The organism is Streptomyces sp. NPDC005794 (assembly GCF_042871445.1).
Lineage (GTDB): Bacteria > Actinomycetota > Actinomycetes > Streptomycetales > Streptomycetaceae > Streptomyces.
In genome coordinates this window covers 246974-260444 of sequence record NZ_JBIAIN010000012.1, presented here as the reverse complement: position 1 = coordinate 260444, position 13471 = coordinate 246974, and the positions used below count along the sequence as shown (strand labels likewise).

Here is a 13471-nt window from a genome sequence, read left to right as displayed (position 1 = left end):
CCGCTTCTGGTACTTGCTTGCCACCTGGTCACTGCTTCCTCTGGAACCACTCAGGTCCCAGTTTCCAGGTGTTCACGATCAAGGGGAAGCTTCAGGACTGCGCTTCAGCACAGACCAGCTGCTCGCCGATGTGGCGGGCAGCTGCATGTACCGGGCACTGGTCCCCAGCCTTGGTCCCCAAGCCAGCACGGCTTCATCTCCCTCGCTTCGACACACACGTCATGCACCTGCGGCACCAGCATCGACTCAAGAGCGCAATGAAGGAGCTCGCGGCAACCATCCATGAGTGAAACAAGTAACCGGGAAAAGGTGCGATCTAGCCAACCGGGGCCCCGAAGGAACGAGGCAGAGGCCATGCTGCCTACCGACCTCGAACCCGAGGCAGCTGTGTCCTCCGCGTGTTCGGGTCTAGATCCCCTGACCGGGGCCATCGCGCCGGGCACCGCCTGGCTGTATCGCAACCGGGGCGCAGAGGAGACGCGCACCACCTGCTGATGATGCCAAACAGCGGCCACCACGTGAAGATCATGATCTACAGCTGGAGCATCACATCAGCCTCCCGCCACGTTGGGCAGCACCTCACCCGCGCATGGGGGTCCTTGCGTGCTTCAGGCATCCGGACCTCGCCCCGCGATCGGGGCGTGCCCGGCCTGCGGGGTATTTGCCCAGACGGCCAGAAGTTCTCGCTGGATGGCCTGGCCACGAGCTCACGCAGCGAACTATTGGGTTCACGGTCTCACTGAGCAGCGCCTCGTGTAGGAATCGGTGTCAGCGGTCGCCAGCCGGGCGTTCTCAGCCTCCGGGGGATGTTCTCACGATCAATCACGGACCCGCCATCCATCGTGGGCTGTATGAATGGGGCAGGGCTCTCCATCGAACCCCCTCACACACTGCCCCCGTCACCCGCGCGACGGTTTCAGAGGCTTTCCCCAAAAGGCGCTTGTACCGCGATAACCCGGCTCAGCGGTTCTCACGGCAACGGTCGAGCCCCTTCAGTTCCTGAAGTTCGTCCCGACTCAGGTTCCCGCCAAAGTTCCGGTCCCGGCTCCGGCCCGGCATCAGCTTGGACAGCATCCGGCTGCCGGTCGCGTCTCGACCGCACCACCGTCAGGAAATCACGGGGAGTCGGGCTGCGGACGTCCCGAGGCGTCAAGCCAGTATGTGGAGAGCATCTCGCCCGGCCAAGTCGGCTGACGGACTTCACTTCGCGGTCCCATCTCCTTGAAGTAGGGCGCCAAATCGATAATCGGTGTCCCGTCGACGGCGTCAAGATCCGTCACCAGGAGATCCCGTCCCTCCACTTTCAGCAACCGCGGGTAGCTGGTCGCCAGCTGGTTGGGCCTCCGATGGTTGCGGTGGACAAACGTACCCGTCGCCGGCCACCTCGGATTTCCCCGTGGGCTGCGCGCGTGCAACTGGACGTCTTCCGGCTGCGCCATGTGGAAGCGCCACGTCACCGTCAGGTGGGAGAAGTCCTCGATGCCCTGCAATGTCTCGAGGGGGTACGCGTCGTTGAGTCTGATGACAGATTCGATCCCGCCCTGGTAGTCGTCCTGAACGCGAGTGTGGCCCCCGACCACCGTTGCAATCGACTCGACCTCGTACGTCGCCATTAGGAATCGTTCCCCTCACTCAGAATCTCGCATCCTGCAGCCGTCACGCGACGCAACGGGCCTGCTCCACGGTCAGCCTATGACCCGCAGCATCTCCCGTGCCCGGCGGTCCAACTCGGCAACGTGGCGACCTCCGCGTTGTCGAACGGGCGAGAGGTCGCTCTGCATGCGGACGATGACGTCACGGGCGCGGCCGGACTGGATGTCAGCCATGGCATCGAGTGCTCGCCCCCACGTGCCACATGCCTCATCGAGACGTCCTTGCTGGACCTGCACGGCGCCGAGGTAGCCGAGGGTCACGCTGTGGGTGCGGGCAAATTGCTGCCGACGGCGGGTGGCGACACTGTGCTGAAAGTGGCTCTCCGCGTCGAGGGGGTTGCCCAGGTCCCGGAGGGCGCAGGCGGTCTCGTGGGCGAGGGAGGCTTCCTGGAAGAAGCCGACGCGGTCGGGGGCGTCCTGGGTGTCGGCGTGTGCGAGGTCTTTCTCCGCGCGGCTGATGGCCGCGAGGGTGCCGGGGCGGTCGCCGTCGGCGGCCAGGGCGCGGGCGTGGACGATCGCGAGCAGAGCCTTCTCCCGAAAGCCGGCCTGGCCGTAGTGGGTGCGGGACATGGAGGCATCGGCCAGGTCGAGCGCTCTGCGTGGGAGCCCGAGGTCGACCGCCTGATGGGCAAGGGCGCGCAGGATGTGGCCGCCCAGTGGTCCGTCCCCGGCTTCGGCCGCGATGCGTGCTGCCAGGGTGAGGTAGCGCTGAGCAGTTCGGTGTTCGGATGCGTCGAACGCCATCCAGCCGGCGAGGTAGGTCATCTCTGCGACGGCCGAGTACGTGTCCCGGCGGTGCTGTTCGGTTCGGAAGCTGCTGCCCAGGAGCGGTACTGCTTCGTCGCGGAGATGGCCGGCCAGGGCGGAGCGTCCCGAGGCTCCACCGCGCTGTTGGTCGCGCGCGGAGTAGAAGGTGGTCAGGCTACGGACGTCGTCGATGTCGGCCTGGGTTACCCGGCGGGGAGAGACTGCTTTGCGCGTTGCCGCCGTGGCCGGGGCAGCTGCCCACCACGAGGCGGAAGGCAGGGCGAGGCCGGCGGCCGAGTATGCGGTGGTTGCCAGCAGCTTGCGTCGGTGCATGTCCAGATCGTCGCTTCCCAGCTCGGCCAGCACGGTCAGGGGGTCGACGCTCCAGTCGGAACTGCTGTCGGTCGTGCCTGTCGGCCCGTCTTCCAGTCCGAGGTCGGCCAGGGTGAGGAGGCGGCCGAGCCTGCGGGACAGCGTCTCACGCAGGATATGAGGCGCTCGTCCGCTGGGTTTGGTGCCCTGGACCCACATGGCGATGTGGGAGCGGGAGATGGCCTCCAGCTCGCGCGCACCGCTCTCTGCGGCAACGCGCGCGACCGCACCAGCGGCTTGAGGCTGGGACCAGCCCGCTTCGCGCAGGAGCGCGGCAAGGGCGGTGTTTCGCTCACGGGCCATGGACTGCCCCTCAGGTCCGGAATGATCTTTGACGCCTTTGACGGCCTTGACGGCCGCGCAGGCATACCCCTCGGAAGGGATTCGCGGTTCGCTCAACGTAGCGGCCGTATCACTCACCATGCACCTCGCTCGACGACAGTGCGTGGCGTCACTCGCTCAAGTTGCCTTGGAACGTACAGGAGTTGTGTCATGCGTCTTTTACTGGCTCCCCGTCGGGCGTCCCGCCGAAGCAGTGGCCCGGGCCGGAGAAGCCACCTGCTGGGTGAGGCGGGCCTGCCCCGGGACCAGACGGTTTCCGCGACGGAGACGGTGATGCTCGTACTGGGCAAGGACTCGCCGTTGCCCGAAACTGTGGCCGATGTGGAGGACCTCGCTCTGCGGCTGCGAGGACACGTCGGCCGGCTCGGAGCCCTGACTTCGTCGCGCGAGCCGACCCTGCTACGTGCGCAGCGGCTCTGCTCGGACGGTCTCCCCGATGGCTATGTGCCCAGCCGGGTGCATCTGGTCGAGCTGGCCACGGCGACCCAGGCGCTGATCACTGTCGTGCGCGCCCACGAGGTGGTCACCGCGACGAAGTCTCCGCGCCGACGGCGCTGGGGGAAGCCGCCGCTCAACATCCTGCGCGGCTCGGTCTTCGCGCTTGCCTTCGCCTGCTTGGTTCTCGCCGCATCGGTGTCCCGGAGGTGACCGTGTTCGGGGCAGTTTAAACGGCGCTGATTCTCAGCCCGACGGAGTGGCTGGTTCTCCAAGACGGCTGAGCAACCCGCCACACCGCGGGTCGAGGAATCTACGCCGAGGCAAAACAGACGCCCCCTGCGGTAGCTACCGAGTGCCTCCTCCCCATCATTGCTGGCTGCTGAGGCGGCCCGGACATCACCCCCGGTTTTGCGGGGTCTACGGAGATTCTCACGATGACGCGCCTTCCACGTATCGAGCAGTACGGCCTGATCGGCGACATGCAGACCAGTGCCCACGTCTGCGATGACGGGTCGATCGACTGGTTGTGCCTGCCCCGCTTCGACCGCCCGGCCGTCTTCGCCGGCCTGCTCGGCACGCAGGAACACGGCTCCTGGCAGATCGCTCCGGCCTCGCCTGCTGGCGAACCCGGCTCCGAAGTGGCCGCCGAGCGCCGGTACCGCGGTGACTCGCTCGTCCTGGAGTCGGTGTGGTGCACCCCGACCGGTTCGGTGCGGGTGCTCGATTTCATGCCGCCGCGCGACGGCGAGCCGCAGGTGATCCGGATCGTCGAGGGCTTGGCCGGCGAGGTGGAGATGGTCTCGGCCATGCGCCCGCGACCTGGATACGGCAGCGTCAGCCCGTGGATCCATGAGGTCGGCGGGCGCATGGTCGCGGAGGCCGGCGCGGACGCACTGTGGCTCGACACCGGTGTCCGGCAGGTGGAGAAGGACGGCGTCCTCGTCAGCGCCTTCGCCGTCGCGGGTGGTCAGAGCGTGGCGTTCGTGCTCAGTTGGTGCCCCTCCCACGCAGCCGCGCCGGAGATTCCGGATCCAGTGGCCGCACTCGCCGCGACGCTCGCCTTCTGGGAGGACTGGACGCGGGAATGCTCCTACGAGGGGCCCCACCGTGAGGCCGTGGTCAGGTCGTTGATCACGCTGAAGGCGATGACGTACGGGCCGAGCGGGGGGATTGTTGCGGCGCCGACCACGTCGCTCCCGGAGGAGATCCGCGGGGAACGACAGTGGGACTACCGTTTCACCTGGCTGCGTGACGCCTCCACCACATTGGCCGCGCTGTTGGGAACCGGCTACCGGCAAGAGGCGCAGGCATGGCGCCGATGGCTCTTGCGAGCCGTGGCCGGCGACCCGGAGAACCTGCAGATCATGTACGGAATCACCGCGGAGCGCGATCTGCGGGAACGGGAGCTGCCTTGGCTGCCCGGGTACGAGGGCTCCGCCCCTGTGCGGGTCGGAAACGGAGCGGCGAACCAGCTCCAGCTCGACGTGTACGGCGAGGTGATCGAGACTCTGTACCTCGCGCACGAGAGCGGCGTCGCCCACTGCGCCGACACCGCGGTGCTGCACCGGCGACTCGTCGAGCATCTGGCACAGCGGTGGCAGGAACCCGACGAGGGGATCTGGGAGATCCGCGGGGCACGCCAGCATTTCGTGCACTCCAAAGTGATGGCCTGGGTAGCGGTCGACCGCACCATCCGCCTAGTCGAAGCCGGCGCGCTCGACATGGACCTGGTCGCCCTGATCGAGCTGCGAGCGGCGATCCATCACGAGGTGTGTGCCAAGGGCTTCGACCCGGCGCGCAACACCTTCACCCAGTCGTACGGCTCCCAGGAACTGGACGCCTCCACTCTGCTTATCCCCAGCGTCGGCTTCCTTCCTCCCGACGATCCCCGTGTCATCGGCACCGTGGACGCGGTACGTCGGGAACTCTCCACGGCGGACGGACTCGTGCGCCGGTACCCGACCAGCGGCGACCACACCGGGGTGGACGGCCTGTCCGGCGACGAGGGCACCTTCGTCCTCTGCTCCTTCTGGCTCGTCGATGCCCTGTCCCTGACCGGCCGCCTCGACGAGGCGCGCAAGTTGTTCGACCGCCTCCTAGCCCTGCGTAGCGATCTCGGGCTCCTGGCCGAGGAGTACGACCCTGTGCAGCAGCGCCAGCTCGGCAACTTTCCGCAGGCGTTCAGCCACATGGGCCTGATTCAGAGCGCCCGGCTCCTTCAGCAGCTGGCGAACCACCCCTCCCAATCGGCAGACGGGAGCACGGTTTCGACGCCCCGCTCACGGACAGCAGCACGCCCCGAACCTGCACAGACCTGACACCGCAGCACGCCTAGCCATCCCACCCCTGACAAGGATTCCCATGCCTGACAGCGCCTTCCTGGCACGGTCGGCCACTCCCGGCCACCGCAGACTTCGGCCTTCACGGATCGATCCGATCACGCTGCACCGAGTCCGCCGGGCCGTGGCCGTGCCCTTGGTGCTCCTGGCCGCGCTGCTGGGCGCCGCCTTTGTCCTCTGGTCGATGTCCACAGCAGGTCCCGGCTGGCTCCTGGCCGGCCTTGTCTTCGGGTTGGCCGGAGTGGCGCTGGTGGCGGCTCGCGGAGCGCGAACGGTCGCTGAGGCCGTGCAGGCAGCCATGGAGGAGCGCCAGGCAACAGCGCTGACGGCGGTCATAGGGGCAGCGGCGGTCGTCGAGAAGTCGGTGCAGTGGTCGGCGGACGAGCTGTGCCGCGGAGGACGCCCGCCGCTACCGGACATGCGGGCACCGCAGTCGGCCAGTTCACCGAACGCCGAGATCAACAAGGCATTGAGCGCACTTCAGGGACAGGCCATCGCGTCGCTGATACGCGTGCATGAGGAGTCTCAGTCCGTCGTCCTCCTGGACGTGCTGCGCCGTCTGGCTATGCGGGAGCACGCCCTGGTCGGGAAGGCGCTTGAAGCACTGACTCAGCTGGAGATGCTGACCGACGATCCGGAGCTGCTGGCGAAGATCTTCGAGATCGATCACCTCGTGACGCGGATGCGTCGTCAGGTGGAGAGTACGGCGGTGCTAGGCGGGCAGTCCCTGCGCAGTGCGCGCCGACCTGTCCCCGTCACGACTGTGCTGCGCGGCGCGGTCTCCGAAGTGGTGCAGTATCCGCGTGTGGTGGTCGCGGCCGGGTCCGTGGGTGCTGAGCTGGGCCTTCCGGGACATGTCGGCCCGGACCTGACGCACCTGCTGGCCGAGCTGATCGAGAACTCGTGCGAGTGCTCCGATCCGGCAGCGAGGGTGACCGTACGTGCGCAGCGGGTCTCGAATGGGCTGGCGATCGAGGTCGAGGACCGGGCCATCCCTATGCATCCGCAGGCCCGCGCGCAGATGAACCACTTGCTCATGGCCCCGAATGAGGTCGACGTCAGCGGCCAGGTGCGAGAGGGCCGGCTCGGTCTGCTGGTCGCCGCGAAGATCGCCCAGTCACACGGGCTGTCCGTCCTCCTGCAGGAGAATGTGACAGGAGGAACCACCGCCCTGGTCGTCATACCGGCCCGACTCCTCGTAGCTATTACTCCCCTCGGGGACACGAGCGCCCGCCACCGCGAAACACATCCCTCCGCACCCCCGTCACGGCGAGCCGCTGCAATAACCGACGCCTCGGCGGGTCAGGCCAGACGCCCGACCGTCACAGGGGCACCGTCAGCCGGTGAAGCGGATCACCCTGCTCCTGTGCCCGTCCTTCCCCGGCGCACTCGTCAGACGGGTTCGTTCCGTCCGCCGCACGAGGGAGAGCAAGCCCCCGCGACTGCGGCGAGGCCCGGACTCGCCGGCGCCTTCCGCAAAGGCATGCAAGCCGGCGGGAACGCCAGCTCGCCCCCCGATGCGGCCGGGCAGACCAGGCACTGACACGCATCCATCCCGCATTCCCGCGGCCCCGGACATATCCGACGGCCCTCCCTCCTCTGGAGTGATACCCATGAGCACCCACCCTGAGATGACCAACGTGGCCGGAGGCGCCTCCGCGCCGGAGCTGGAACGGACGGCGAGCGGTAGGCGGAGCGACATGCTCTGGCTGCTGAGGCATTTCGCCGCCGAGGTTCCGGGCGTCACTCACGCCGTTCTGCTGTCGCGGGACGGGCTGCGGCTGCTGGACAGCGACGTCGACAAGGACTGGGCAGACGAGCTGTCGGCCGCCATCGCCGGAATGGCCTCACTCGCGGCGAACATCACCGGCCCCACGCACCAGAAGCGGCCGGCCAGGCAGGTCGTCATCGAGCGAGACGACTGTCTGTTCTTCATCCAGAGCGCCGGTCACAGCACAGCTTTCGACCACCACCCCGGCAGCCGCGGCGTGGTGGACACAATCCTCGCTGTCGTCGCCACCACGGACGCCGATGCGGGCAACGTCGGATTCGAAACAGCCCGGCTGGTACAGAAGTTCGCCCCCCACATGCAGATCCCCGTCCGCGTCGGCACCGAGGAGGAGATCCGGTGAGCACACCCGGCGAAGCGGCCGAAGATCTCACGTTCGTGCGGCCCTACACGCTGACGCGCGGTCGCACCCGGCCCAAGCACCTCCTGAGCCTGGAAACTGTGCTGGATGCCGGCACCGGACGGCCCGGCCCGGGCCAGACCGAAGAATACGAAGAGATCTTCGCCCTGTGTCGGGAGCACCGGCGGTCGGTGACCGAGCTGGCGGGCCGACTCCACCGCCCCGTCACCGTCGTCAAGATCCTCGTCTCGGACCTCCTGGACGCCGACGCCCTCGTCATCCCCGTCACCGCCCCCTATGCCGCGACGGACACGGACGCGGACGCACGCCCCTCCACACAACTGCTGGCGGCCCTCTCTACGGCCCTGAAAAGGAAGTGGCCCGATGCCATCGCCTACCCGCAAGCCGGATGACCCCGTAGGAGGGCCGTGGACTGCGTCGCACCCGCATACCGGTGCACCAACCGTGCTGAAGGTCGTGATCGCCGGAGGCTTCGGAGTAGGCAAGACCACCGCCGTGGGCGCGGTCAGCGAGATCACCCCGCTGAGCACCGAGGAGTACCTGACCGAGGCGAGCGCGGACGTGGACAGCCTGGAGGGCGTCGAGGCGAAGCAGACCACCACTGTCGCCTTCGACTTCGGTCGCCTCAGCCTGCCCGGCCCCAAGCCCTTGGAGCTGTTTCTGTTTGGCACGCCCGGCCAGGACCGGTTCGTCGACCTCTGGTATGACCTGGCCCGCGGCGCCGTCGGGGCGATTGTCCTGGTCGACACCCGCCGCCTGGAAAGCAGCTTCACCCCCGTCAGCTTCTTCGAAGACATCGGCCTGCCCTTCGTCGTGGCGATGAATGAGTTCGACGGAGCACATCGCCACCGCCCTGAAGACGTCCGCGCCGCCCTCGAACTTCCCTCTTCCGTACCGGTGGTCCCCTGTGACGCCCGCGATGCGATGAACGTCGCCGGCATCCTGCTGACCCTCGTCGACCACGCCGTAAAGAACACAGCAGGCACAGCTCAGCCCACACCCACCACCACCCTCCAGGACGCCTGATGTCATATGTGAACAAAAACCCCTACCCAGTAGTGCAGGACGCTTCGCCCGCGCTGCCCTTGCCGCAGCGCGGCATGCGGGACACCTCCCAAGGGCTGTCCCTCCCGGCCGGTGCGTCCATAACCGGCCCGCAGGCCCAGCGAGTGACCGAACTGACGCAGCGGTATGAGCTGCTGGAGCGCCTGGGCGTATCCACCGTTGCCAGCCGGGATTTCGACGAGCTGGCGCGCGACATGGCCGAGCAGGCAGGGTTCCTGTACGGGTTCGTGAATCTGTTCCTGGAGGAGCAGACCTTCGTGGGGCTGCACCAGCCGCCCGCGGACAGCGGGTACGTCATTGTGGGCCGCACCATGAGCCACGATCACGGCTGGTGCCCGGAGGTCGTGGCCCGCAAGAAGGCCCTGCCGCTGCATGACGTGCACGCCAGTCCGCGCTTCAGCGGCAACCACGTGGTCGACGCGGTCGGAATCCGCTCGTACTTCGGCGCACCGCTCATCCACGACAGCGGCACCGTGCTGGGCACGGTCTGCGTCATCGACCCGGAGAAGCGGCCCCTGAGTGAGGCCCGACGGCTCAGAGACATCGTCATCAACGCCGGCACACAGGTGATGGACCACATCGCCCATACGCCCGTCCGCTAGACGCCTTCCACCGCCCCCACCCGGGAGCCGCAAGCGATCCCCGGCCGCTCCACCGCGCGACCTTCACCCAGGGAGAGGGAGACGACCATGACCGCCACACCCACCGCGCCACCTCCGGCGCTGCGCCCCTATCTCACCGCCCGCCACGAACGGCTGTGGAACGAAGCGGACGCCTTCGCCGCCGAGCACGTCGCGCCGCGCGCCGTACGGATGGAGGCCGCTCCGGGCAGGGTGGAGCGCAAAGTCGCCGATCTGATGGCCGCTCGGCGGTGGTTTGCCATCACCGTCCCGGCAGCGTACGGCGGTCTGGGCGCCGGCCATGTGGCCAAAACGGTCCTGATCCACCGCATCGCCTGCGTCTCGGCGGCTGCCGCAGCCATCTTGCAGGCCACCCTGATCCCCGTCGGTGCCCTGCTGCACTTCGCCACCCTGGAGCAGAAGGTCCGCTGGCTGCCGCAGGTGGCGGACGGTTCGCTGCTTCTGTCGATCGCCGTGACCGAACCGGCCGCCGGCGGGCACATCGGCGGCATCGAGACGACCGCCGAGCGCACCGGCAGCCAATGGGTGATCACCGGCACCAAGGCCCACATCGGCAACAGCCACCTCGCCGGAGCCCACCTCGTCGTCGCCCGGACCGCCGAGCCCGGCGTACGTACCCCGCAGGCGCTGACCGCTTTCATGGTCGAATCCGGCCGCCCCGGGCTCTCCGTCTCCGACCACCGTCCCGCCCTTGGCCTGCACGGCTTCTCCACCGGCCACCTCGACCTCGACCAGGTCCGCGTCCCCGCGGACAACGTGATCGGAGAGATCGGCCAAGGACTGAGCGTGGCGCAGAGCAGCAGCATCCTGTACGGCCGTCCCAATTTGGCCGCCGTCAGCCTCGGCATCCACGAAAGGGTCGTCGCCACCACGACTGCGCGCCTCAATGCACGCCCCCGCTACCAGGGCGCCCTGTCCGATCTGCCGGTCCTGCGGGGGCGGGTCGGTGACATGGAAGCCCGCCTGCGTGCCGCACGCATCCTGGCCTACCAGTCCGTACACCTTCTCGATCAGGGCTTGTCCTGCGACGCCGACCTGATCAATGCGAAGTACCTGGGCCATCAGTGGGCCATGCAGTCAGTTCAGGACGCCATGGAACTGCACGGTGCCCAGGCTCTGGACCGCGACTACGTCCTCCAGCGCCTGTGGCGCGACATCCAGCACACCTACCCTCCGGCCGGGACCGGTGAAGTCCAGCGCATACGCCTTGCCGACGCCGCCTTCGACGAAGACCACATCCAGTGGTCCGAACGCCTCGCCGCCGAAACCGCCCAGGCACAACCCGATCCCACCGCCGCATGAACCCCCGCGCGCGGCACCCCGTGAATTCCCACCGCCGCGCGCGGGCCCGTGTCGCCGGCCCCCGTCCCCCGCGGGGGCCGGCGACACCCTTCCAGCGACCGTCCTGCCCCTCAAGCTCGCCTAGCCGCCACAGCGGTGGAACACCCCTGCGGCTGCCCTCCCTTGGACTCCGGACATGACAACCAACGCACCGATCACACCCTTAAATCCCACTCGTCAGCGCGTCGCTCAACACCTCATGAACGGCCTATCCCCCAGGGACATCGCCACGCAGACCGGACTGACGGACCACACCATTCGCCAGTACGTTCGCGATATCCGGGCGAGCGTCCACTGCCCGCCCCGTTGTAAGCCCCCGGTGCTCGCGCACTTCCTGCTCGCAGCTCAGCAGGTCACCCCACCCCCGACGGGCCAGCCAGCGCCCGATCTCAGCCCGGAGCAACGGCTGCTGCTGCACGCGGTCGCTGAGCACAGCACCCCCCGTGACATCGCCCTCGCCGCAAAGATCGCCCCTGCCGACCTCCGATCCGCACACGACGAACTGCTCGACAAGACCGGGGCGGTCGATGCCACCCAGCTCGTGACCCTTGCCCACGCGGGGGGCCTTCTGGGTAATCGGACGACCGGCACAGTGGAGAGCGGAGCGAGCCGTTGAACACCTCACCCACTTCCGCGGCCACCACGCCATCCCCCACACCCCCACATCAGCGCACGCCGGAGTCACCAGCCGTGTACGAGATACGGACCCTGTGCACGGGCGCCGAACGAAAGGAGGCCGCAGCCCTCGTCCAGGAGCGCCATCGCTGGCTCACTGTGCGCGGCCTGCCGATGCCCGCCCGAGCCGACTCCCCGGCCCTGTACCGCGACCCGCAGGCGTGGCCTGCCGGATTGTTCGAGGGCGGGCTGTTGCTGGCCTGCATGATCCCGCAGCTCGCACCCGACCTCGGATGGGGCGAGGGCCCGTGCCTCTACCTGGGCAGCGTCCACACCTTGCCCGACTGCTCCGACGACACCGTCCGGCTGATCACGCTGTGGGCCTCTGACTTCGCCGCGCGGCTCGACGTACCGCTCGTGCGGGCCGAGGCCCTGGCCCGCAGCCCCCTTGACGTTGACCCGATCGCCCCCTTCCTTCGTCGGCTCACCGACATGGGCTGGGAGGTGCGGGACCCAGGGATCGGCCGGGACGGTGAGCGAGTCGCTCGCCTCGAACTCGCCGCCGAGCACCGGCCTGGGCTGAGCGCACTCATCGGCTGCCATGTGCACGATCCTCAGCCCGCCGCAGGCAGCTGGTGCGTCACATGACAACCACCGAACCGCTGCGGCCGGACCTCGCCCGAGAACTCATCGCCCGCGCCGCGCAGTCGGCGGAGCGCCGGGCCAAACGCCTACGGAACTACCTTGATGCCGTGCAGCTCGGCCAACACCGCCACGCTGACCACGCCGACACCAAGGTGCTGCGCCAAATCCTGAGCGAGTATGACTGGCCCGGCCACCGCCTCGTCGGCGCCGATGCGGCACGTGCCGCATGGAGCCTCGCTCTTCACGCCGACGACGAACCAGATCTCCAGCGGGCGGCCACCACCCTGTTAGATCGGGCAGTGCAGGACGGCGACGCGCGCATCCAGCACTGGGCTCACCTCCACGACCGCGCACTGGTCAACAGCGGTCACCCGCAGGAGTTCGGGACCCAACTGCGCCTCAAGGCAACAGCGGTTGCGCTGTGCCCGCTGCGTGCGCCGGAGTCCGTGGACCAGCGAAGGGCCTCCGTGGGACTGTCACCAAGCGCCGTCGCCCTGGAAACGGTGCGCCGTCGGTTCGCCCCGGATCGCCATGCCACCGACTCCTCGACCGTCGTGCTCGCGCAGGTCGCATGACCCAGCTAGTCCAACCCACTCCATCGCTCCGACTCACCCCAGAGCCCACTCACCTGAAACGGACCGTTGACGTATGAAGCTCTCCACCGCTGTTCTCGCCGCCGGCGCTGCCGTCTCCCTCACCACTGCCGCGGTCGGAGCTGCCAGGCTCCGGCAGGACGCGCGGCACCAGGGCGAGCGGAACGAAGCGATCGTTGCGCGGAACCAGCTCGACTGGTTGGCGCAGCTGTCCACCAATCCCGGCCTCGCCAAGCTCTGGGCACCCGAGGACATGGACGTCCAGGAGTACATGCAGCTACTGCAGGCCAACCAGCTCATCTGCTCCCTCAGCCTGCGCGACCGATTGGGCTTCGTCCGCGACGAAAGACTGCCGTTCTTCGCCTCGATGGTCATGAACAGCGACGTCTACAGGCGGTACTGGGCCCGTTTCGGAGACTTTCGCGCCCAGGAGGCTGAGGGCGACGAGCGTGCCGAGCGTTTCGCGGACGCCCTGAGCCGGGCCGCGCAAGCCCATTCGCACGAACACCCCGCAGCCGCCTGAAGAAGTGG

General features: G+C 68.1%; 14 protein-coding genes. 12 read left to right on the top strand and 2 right to left on the bottom strand.

Annotated elements, in window-relative coordinates; all coding sequences use genetic code 11:
- Positions 1-1115 precede the first annotated feature (1115 nt).
- Both ACFYQ5_RS21260 and ACFYQ5_RS21255 read right to left on the bottom strand, forming a co-directional pair.
- Positions 1116-1613, bottom strand: a complete 498-nt coding sequence (locus tag ACFYQ5_RS21260; RefSeq protein WP_389199435.1) for an SAM-dependent methyltransferase — start codon at positions 1611-1613, stop codon at positions 1116-1118.
- Between the two features lie 72 nt (positions 1614-1685).
- Positions 1686-3074 (bottom strand): Tat pathway signal protein, encoded by a 1389-nt coding sequence (locus ACFYQ5_RS21255; RefSeq protein WP_366533152.1) that lies wholly within the window; start codon positions 3072-3074, stop codon positions 1686-1688.
- A gap of 189 nt (positions 3075-3263) precedes the next feature.
- Between ACFYQ5_RS21255 and ACFYQ5_RS21250 the strand changes: the two genes are divergently transcribed.
- The 12 genes from ACFYQ5_RS21250 (at position 3264) to ACFYQ5_RS21195 (ending at position 13463) form a co-directional block, all read left to right on the top strand.
- The gene (locus tag ACFYQ5_RS21250) at positions 3264-3761 is read left to right on the top strand and encodes a DUF6415 family natural product biosynthesis protein (protein WP_389199433.1); all 498 of its coding nucleotides are present in this window, start codon (positions 3264-3266) and stop codon (positions 3759-3761) included.
- Positions 3762-3985: 224 nt separating this feature from the next.
- Positions 3986-5869: a glycoside hydrolase family 15 protein gene (locus ACFYQ5_RS21245; protein ID WP_389199431.1), complete on the top strand. Its 1884-nt coding sequence runs from the start codon at positions 3986-3988 to the stop codon at positions 5867-5869.
- A 43-nt stretch (positions 5870-5912) separates the two neighbouring features.
- Positions 5913-7433, top strand: a complete 1521-nt coding sequence (locus ACFYQ5_RS21240; protein WP_389199429.1) for a sensor histidine kinase — start codon at positions 5913-5915, stop codon at positions 7431-7433.
- 70 nt (positions 7434-7503) lie between these two features.
- Positions 7504-8022, top strand: a complete 519-nt coding sequence (locus tag ACFYQ5_RS21235; RefSeq protein ID WP_366533148.1) for a roadblock/LC7 domain-containing protein — start codon at positions 7504-7506, stop codon at positions 8020-8022.
- Complete coding sequence (locus tag ACFYQ5_RS21230) at positions 8019-8432, top strand: DUF742 domain-containing protein (RefSeq protein ID WP_366533147.1); 414 nt, start codon at positions 8019-8021, stop codon at positions 8430-8432. Before ACFYQ5_RS21235 ends, ACFYQ5_RS21230 begins: the two co-directional genes overlap by 4 nt.
- Positions 8433-8484: 52 nt before the next feature.
- A complete protein-coding gene (locus ACFYQ5_RS21225; protein WP_389199427.1) occupies positions 8485-9066 on the top strand; it encodes an ATP/GTP-binding protein in 582 nt (193 codons plus the stop codon).
- A 74-nt stretch (positions 9067-9140) separates the two neighbouring features.
- Positions 9141-9707 (top strand): GAF domain-containing protein, encoded by a 567-nt coding sequence (locus ACFYQ5_RS21220; RefSeq protein ID WP_389199454.1) that lies wholly within the window; start codon positions 9141-9143, stop codon positions 9705-9707.
- A gap of 87 nt (positions 9708-9794) precedes the next feature.
- Positions 9795-11048, top strand: a complete 1254-nt coding sequence (locus tag ACFYQ5_RS21215; RefSeq protein WP_389199425.1) for an acyl-CoA dehydrogenase family protein — start codon at positions 9795-9797, stop codon at positions 11046-11048.
- 238 nt (positions 11049-11286) lie between these two features.
- Positions 11287-11703 (top strand): DNA-binding protein, encoded by a 417-nt coding sequence (locus ACFYQ5_RS21210; protein ID WP_389199423.1) that lies wholly within the window; start codon positions 11287-11289, stop codon positions 11701-11703.
- Between the two features lie 74 nt (positions 11704-11777).
- The gene (locus ACFYQ5_RS21205; RefSeq protein WP_389199421.1) at positions 11778-12350 is read left to right on the top strand and encodes a hypothetical protein; all 573 of its coding nucleotides are present in this window, start codon (positions 11778-11780) and stop codon (positions 12348-12350) included.
- Positions 12347-12922, top strand: a complete 576-nt coding sequence (locus ACFYQ5_RS21200; protein WP_366533141.1) for a DUF6624 domain-containing protein — start codon at positions 12347-12349, stop codon at positions 12920-12922. Before ACFYQ5_RS21205 ends, ACFYQ5_RS21200 begins: the two co-directional genes overlap by 4 nt.
- A 73-nt stretch (positions 12923-12995) precedes the next feature.
- On the top strand, positions 12996-13463 hold the full coding sequence (locus tag ACFYQ5_RS21195) for a DUF6082 family protein (protein ID WP_389199419.1): 468 nt from the start codon (positions 12996-12998) through the stop codon (positions 13461-13463).
- The last annotated feature ends 8 nt before the right edge of the window (positions 13464-13471 follow it).

What these genes read in the sequence shown, in the direction of transcription:
- ACFYQ5_RS21260 (WP_389199435.1), bottom strand. Translation starts at nt 1,613, where the DNA reads ATGGCGACGTACGAGGTCGAGTCGATTGCAACGGTGGTCGGGGGCCAC.
- ACFYQ5_RS21255 (WP_366533152.1), bottom strand. Translation starts at nt 3,074, where the DNA reads ATGGCCCGTGAGCGAAACACCGCCCTTGCCGCGCTCCTGCGCGAAGCG.
- ACFYQ5_RS21250 (WP_389199433.1), top strand. Translation starts at nt 3,264, where the DNA reads ATGCGTCTTTTACTGGCTCCCCGTCGGGCGTCCCGCCGAAGCAGTGGC.
- ACFYQ5_RS21245 (WP_389199431.1), top strand. Translation starts at nt 3,986, where the DNA reads ATGACGCGCCTTCCACGTATCGAGCAGTACGGCCTGATCGGCGACATG.
- ACFYQ5_RS21240 (WP_389199429.1), top strand. Translation starts at nt 5,913, where the DNA reads ATGCCTGACAGCGCCTTCCTGGCACGGTCGGCCACTCCCGGCCACCGC.
- ACFYQ5_RS21235 (WP_366533148.1), top strand. Translation starts at nt 7,504, where the DNA reads ATGAGCACCCACCCTGAGATGACCAACGTGGCCGGAGGCGCCTCCGCG.
- ACFYQ5_RS21220 (WP_389199454.1), top strand. Translation starts at nt 9,141, where the DNA reads ATGCGGGACACCTCCCAAGGGCTGTCCCTCCCGGCCGGTGCGTCCATA.
- ACFYQ5_RS21215 (WP_389199425.1), top strand. Translation starts at nt 9,795, where the DNA reads ATGACCGCCACACCCACCGCGCCACCTCCGGCGCTGCGCCCCTATCTC.
- ACFYQ5_RS21210 (WP_389199423.1), top strand. Translation starts at nt 11,287, where the DNA reads ATGAACGGCCTATCCCCCAGGGACATCGCCACGCAGACCGGACTGACG.
- ACFYQ5_RS21200 (WP_366533141.1), top strand. Translation starts at nt 12,347, where the DNA reads ATGACAACCACCGAACCGCTGCGGCCGGACCTCGCCCGAGAACTCATC.
- ACFYQ5_RS21195 (WP_389199419.1), top strand. Translation starts at nt 12,996, where the DNA reads ATGAAGCTCTCCACCGCTGTTCTCGCCGCCGGCGCTGCCGTCTCCCTC.